Raw genomic sequence first — 5,278 nt, forward strand, 5'->3', positions numbered from 1 at the left:
TGGATCGCTTTTTAGTTTCAAATTTCGATCTTTACAATCAGAAATTTTTAACCCGAAGCCACCGCGGTTTCCAGCAAGCTGAAGCAGAGCTATGGGAAATGTTTGGAACACTAGCAGAGAGCTGATTCTTTTACAGAAGGAATTCTTTATTTACACAAACTTCTTGACGCTCCCATGATAGCTCATTGATTCTGTAGCTATGTAATAAATAATTAAAGGTAAAGCACTATATATAGTACTAATAGAAACAGTTCTGTAATGCCAGTAAGTCGATACGAAAAAGACCATAAATATTAAAAATGTTTGTAAAGCTTCACGGTAATTCAAATTTAATTGCGCTGTGATTATAACAACGATGATACATATAAAACCTGAAACTACTTTATTTATTTTTGGCTTTTGAATGAAATATGAGTATAAAATATAAGTTGGTACAATATATTGAAAAATATTGAAATTCATTGTGCACTCCTTTACTTTAGGCTGATTATGAGTGAAAAAACATCGTTTATGAATAAATTAACTTTACTATCATCATATCTATTATAGTATAAGTAAGAAGTTGAAAATTGTTTTGTTACTGAAAGTATAGATTTGCTAAAGTATTTCGTCAACAATAAATTCCAAGGAGGATGGTTTAAATGAAATTTTCACGCAGTACTGTAGTTACGTTAGCCGTTATATTTTTGATAAATTTCTTTACAATTTCATTAGTTGAAGCACATGATGGTTTTGGAGATTTTCCGTATGAAGGTACTTATCTCACCGATGAAAACCAAGCGATACGAGGGTTTACTTTCGATACTGAGTCGCAATCAATTACTATTCTTACTCAACAGTCGAGTCAAAATGAAGATATTCGTCGTTTATTAGAGATTAGAAACAGTGGAAACCATACTGCTTTAATCGATCCATTTATCTCAGCTGAAGAAATAAATGACATGCGCGAAAAATGGGGATTAGACGATATAGATTATTCAAAAATATTGCTAGAAGCAGCAGATAAAGTAGAGCCTTGGATGACTCGTAAGGATGCATTGAGACTCGCTTTTCAAGAAATTCCGGGAGTGCATTCTTTATCGGACATTGATTCTGACTTCAATAGTGATATTTTGATTTCAAAACCTGAAATTCTACAATCCCAAGATTTATGGATTGTTGGCATTATGGGAGACCCACGGATTCTTTGTTTTGAGATGAACGAGAGTACCGACAGTATCACAGATGAGTACGGAATCGTTTATACCTTAGAAGAAGGTAATCAAAATGAATAAGTTAATAAAATTAATTATTCTTTTAGGTTTAATCGTCACGCAGGTTCAAATCGTTTCAGCTCAAATCTTTGATTATGATGGAACTTATCTAACTGATGATGAAACACAAGTTATTTCAGGTTTTCACTTTGATCAAAAAAATAATACTGTTGTTGTTATTACCCAAAATTCACCCACCATGAATCCAACTAATTTGAGTAACCGGACACGTCTAAGTAATATCCAAACTTATATAGATGATCATATTGATTTTAACTCTATGACCAATGAAGAAGTGAGCTCATTCAATGAAAAACATGGTATTGACTATGCTGAAGCTTATCGAGCAACAGCAGATATCGTAGCAAATAGTGGTGGTGAGACTTGGCGTTTTATCTTTGATTTACAAAATCCAGGCATTCTAAATTTAGCTTCTTTCAACTTTTCATCCAATTCGGCGCAAGGTAGGACGCCACACGTCCTGTATATCAACGAGCCTAATATTAAGTTCAATCGAAATTTATGGGAAGTATCAATGTATGATATTTCTACTCCCCTATTACGTTTTGAAGCTAATACTAATACAACTTATATTAAGGATGACTACGGTGTTGTCTACAATTTAGAAACTGATGTTCCTGACGATCTCGATTTTCTTTTGTTTGATTAAGCCTCATCATAAAATACAAATATCCCCATCAGCTTGGTTGCTGATGGGGATATTTAACTTATTCTCCGCTATATCTCAATGAATTCTCATACGTTAATTGGCGGTCATGGAATGCCTGGATTTCTGCTTCAATACTTGGGTAAATTTCTTTTACTACAACATCTTCACTGCTAGCACTATTTTGAGCTTCTTGATATAGTGACAGGACTTTATCGGGTCCTGCTTGATTCAGTCTTCCATAAGTTAATTCTGAATTAGCGATAATAATCGAACTAATTGCACTGTATGTTTCATAGTTCTCATTACGCAATAGATTTAAATCAGGGTATTCATTCGCAATATCTCGGTACAATTCTAAGTATATATCTTCGCTACCGGCTTCTTGATGAGTATGATATCGATTGACTAAAAATTCACTATCGACCTCACGTAATTGTTCACGGTTAATTGGTTGTTCTGTAATCATATTGTCGTGGATTATATAAGCAAGCTCTTCTTCAGCATTGCGGTTAAACGTCACTTCTGGCTGAGGGATTAAGATATCTTCATTCTCATCATAGACAAAGTAGAAGTTTTCAGTCGTCATGGCTGCTTCTTCATCACCATAACGCATTGAATAATCATTAATATTTGTGTTAAGAATATAAAGTGTTCTCTCTGAATTATCGTCAATACCATCCACTTCAAAGTTCTCTTCAACTTGAGTCATATCAATAGTATAGTAGACTGAGCCATTGTAATCATCTGTTATTATCATTTGGTTACCACGCAAGATAGCCGACTGACTCGTCATGTCACCTTCATACGACCAGACACCTTGAATCTCTTCTGGGATTCCTTCAAACTCATTCAACTCTTGGGCCAATATTAATTCCGGTTGCTCTAGCGTCATCGATTGATCATGGGCTGTTACATTGACAATAGCTATCGTACATAATAAAGCTAAAACAATATCACGAATACGTCTCATCTAATCCCTCCCTATTGCTTGTTATATCAATTATAGCAATCATTCAAAGGGAATGGTGTGAAGTTTGCTTGAAGTTTATGACGTTATTGTGACATTCTTAAGTTAATTTAAGGTGCTTTAATTTGATTTCTTTAATTCGCTCTATGACTTCATTTGTTAAACGGACTAAACTATCTGTATTTGATATAGCTAAGACTTCGTCTTCACTCAACCACTGGAAACCTTGAGTCTCTCCTGCTTGTAATTGAATGGAGTTTTTATCTATATTAGTTAAACAAAAGAAACTTTTTTGTAAATATCGTTTCTCTTCTCGAATAATGACTGGCGTCAATTCATAGAGTGCATCTGCTTTAATCCCTGTTTCTTCATATAATTCTCGCCAAGCACCCTCACTAAAGTCTTCACCTTTGATTGTACTTCCACCAGCAGTTAACTCATATTCTCCTGCACGACTTTCTTTATCATCCGAACGCTTCATTAAAAGATAATCCCCATCAACATGCTGCACAATAATATTCACAATCTTATGATAGGTACCTTCAGGAATCGTATCTCCTCGTCCATGATTCGTACTAACGATGTTTCCACTCCGATCAAATAAGTCCCATAATTCCAAAAATTCCCTCCGTTATTCTTTTAAATAAACGACTTCTGATATGACCCCAAAGCCATTCTTTTGATATAAATGTTTAGCGTGTGCATTTTCTTTTTCTACTGATAAGCGAAATAGACGTTCGTCCTCTGCATTTAACTGCTTCATCATTTGATAGATACCTTGCGTTCCAAAGCCCTGTCCTTGATAATTTGGATCCGCGGCTAAGCCAAAGAGATAATAATATTCTTCCGTTGTGTTCACTGAACTGGAGCCAACAATGTCTCCCTCCTGATTCAAGAAAACAAAGATCTCATGATCATCTTCACCAATACTGCCTTCTGCATAGGTCATCGCTTCTTGAAAAGAACTCTCGAAAACTTTTGCTTGAAATGAAGCGATACTTCTCGCATCTGTCATCACTGCTTTTCGTACTTGGATAGTTGCTTCTGGATATTCTTGCTCAACCATTACTTTAGCTTCCATCAAATATTCTGTCTCGTGCCAGTCGATTTGATACGTTCTGTGTAGATAATTCGTTTTGTCAATGAAGCGTCGCTCACTTATGTAAGATATATCAGCAATACGAAAGGATTTAATAATCTCTTTAGCTTGTTCTATTAGAGCTGTGGCAATACCTTGTTGTCTATAAGTTGGGTGCACAATCACTGATAATTCAGCTTCTTCAATATTATCAGCATATATGGATAGAAAACCAATCAAGTAATTTTCAACCCAAGCAAATAAAAATGCGGGCATTCTTTGGTCAAAATTAAAGCGATTATCTAAATAAATATCATGATATGTTCCGTCATGCGTTTGAACCATTGCTTCTAATTCATTGATTTGCTTTATTGTCGTATTATCTAAGGTGTTTCTTGCTTCTATCTTCATCTTATTTCCCCTATTTTTTAATTAATTCTAATTTTAGCACATTTAATTCTAATTATGTTATACTAACAAAAATATCAATGAGGTGTTAAAATGATAAATCAAAAATTAGTTGAGTATATTGAATCAAAAATAATTCCTCAGTACAAAGCCTATGATGGCGCTCATCAACCTGATCATGTATATCAAGTAATTGAGAATAGTTTGGATATCGCAAAAAATTATAATGTGAATCTAAACATTGTCTATGCTATCGCAGCTTATCACGATATTGGCTTAAAGTTTGGCCGACAAGGACATGAATCAGCCTCTCGTAAAATTATCGAAGCGGATTTTGTCTTAAAAACATTTTTTACTGATAATGAAATAAAGACGATTGCCCAAGCAGCAGAAGATCACCGTGCATCTTTACCTTATGAACCCCGTTCACTTTATGGCAAGATTATTTCTGAGGCGGATCGCGATATCAACTTTGAAAGATTACTGAGTCGAACCATTCTATATAGTTTGGATCACTATCCTGACTACGTTAAAGAGGATACTTTTAAACGGGTTTATACGCATATGATTGAGAAATATGGTCCTTCAGGACGAATTAAACTTTGGCTAGAATACGAGCCTAATGTCGAGAACTTAAAAAAAGTTCATGCGACTCTTGCGGACGAAACAGCCTTTCGTAAAGCTTTTGAACCTCTGTACTCAAAATACAAACAAAACTAATCATATTTACAACATTATCTTAGGAGCTTCTTCCTAGATAATGTTATTTTTATACGATGAATTGTAAAATTAAGTGCGACAAATAAAGAAACCCATAACAGGTTCGTGTAAAATGTTAGTAATGACAAAAACATAAACACGGAGGTCTGTTATGAGCTACACACATCTTACCATAGAGGAAC

General features: G+C 34.7%; 6 protein-coding genes and 1 pseudogene. 4 read left to right on the forward strand and 3 right to left on the reverse strand.

Going from position 1 to position 5,278, the window contains the following annotated elements; translation table 11 throughout:
• The 3 genes and pseudogenes from ACEN3Z_RS11520 to ACEN3Z_RS11530 form a co-directional block, all read left to right on the forward strand.
• A pseudogene (locus ACEN3Z_RS11520) lies at positions 1-125 on the forward strand (IS256 family transposase); the annotation flags it as partial.
• 516 nt (positions 126-641) lie between these two features.
• Positions 642-1,274: a hypothetical protein gene (locus tag ACEN3Z_RS11525; protein WP_407090947.1), complete on the forward strand. Its 633-nt coding sequence runs from the start codon at positions 642-644 to the stop codon at positions 1,272-1,274.
• Complete coding sequence (locus tag ACEN3Z_RS11530; protein WP_138403823.1) at positions 1,267-1,923, forward strand: hypothetical protein; 657 nt, start codon at positions 1,267-1,269, stop codon at positions 1,921-1,923. Before ACEN3Z_RS11525 ends, ACEN3Z_RS11530 begins: the two co-directional genes overlap by 8 nt.
• 58 nt (positions 1,924-1,981) lie before the next feature.
• Here the strand turns inward: ACEN3Z_RS11530 and ACEN3Z_RS11535 are convergent, their stop codons facing one another.
• The 3 genes from ACEN3Z_RS11535 to ACEN3Z_RS11545 form a co-directional block, all read right to left on the reverse strand.
• Positions 1,982-2,893, reverse strand: coding sequence for a hypothetical protein (locus ACEN3Z_RS11535; protein WP_138403822.1), 912 nt, complete (start codon positions 2,891-2,893; stop codon positions 1,982-1,984).
• 97 nt (positions 2,894-2,990) lie between these two features.
• Positions 2,991-3,509: an NUDIX domain-containing protein gene (locus tag ACEN3Z_RS11540; protein ID WP_138403821.1), complete on the reverse strand. Its 519-nt coding sequence runs from the start codon at positions 3,507-3,509 to the stop codon at positions 2,991-2,993.
• A gap of 12 nt (positions 3,510-3,521) precedes the next feature.
• A complete protein-coding gene (locus ACEN3Z_RS11545; protein WP_407090948.1) occupies positions 3,522-4,379 on the reverse strand; it encodes a GNAT family N-acetyltransferase in 858 nt (285 codons plus the stop codon).
• 90 nt (positions 4,380-4,469) lie between these two features.
• Between ACEN3Z_RS11545 and ACEN3Z_RS11550 the strand changes: the two genes are divergently transcribed.
• Positions 4,470-5,096: an HD domain-containing protein gene (locus tag ACEN3Z_RS11550; protein WP_138403819.1), complete on the forward strand. Its 627-nt coding sequence runs from the start codon at positions 4,470-4,472 to the stop codon at positions 5,094-5,096.
• Positions 5,097-5,278 lie beyond the last annotated feature (182 nt).

The sequence above is a fragment of the Ruoffia sp. FAM 26254 genome (genome assembly GCF_045528545.1).
In the GTDB taxonomy this organism is placed as follows: Bacteria; Bacillota; Bacilli; order Lactobacillales; family Aerococcaceae; genus Ruoffia; species Ruoffia halotolerans.

Coding starts and splice junctions, on each gene's coding strand:
- ACEN3Z_RS11525 (WP_407090947.1), top strand. CDS start 642: ATGAAATTTTCACGCAGTACTGTAGTTACGTTAGCCGTTATATTTTTG.
- ACEN3Z_RS11535 (WP_138403822.1), bottom strand. CDS start 2,893: ATGAGACGTATTCGTGATATTGTTTTAGCTTTATTATGTACGATAGCT.
- ACEN3Z_RS11550 (WP_138403819.1), top strand. CDS start 4,470: ATGATAAATCAAAAATTAGTTGAGTATATTGAATCAAAAATAATTCCT.
- ACEN3Z_RS11545 (WP_407090948.1), bottom strand. CDS start 4,379: ATGAAGATAGAAGCAAGAAACACCTTAGATAATACGACAATAAAGCAA.
- ACEN3Z_RS11530 (WP_138403823.1), top strand. CDS start 1,267: ATGAATAAGTTAATAAAATTAATTATTCTTTTAGGTTTAATCGTCACG.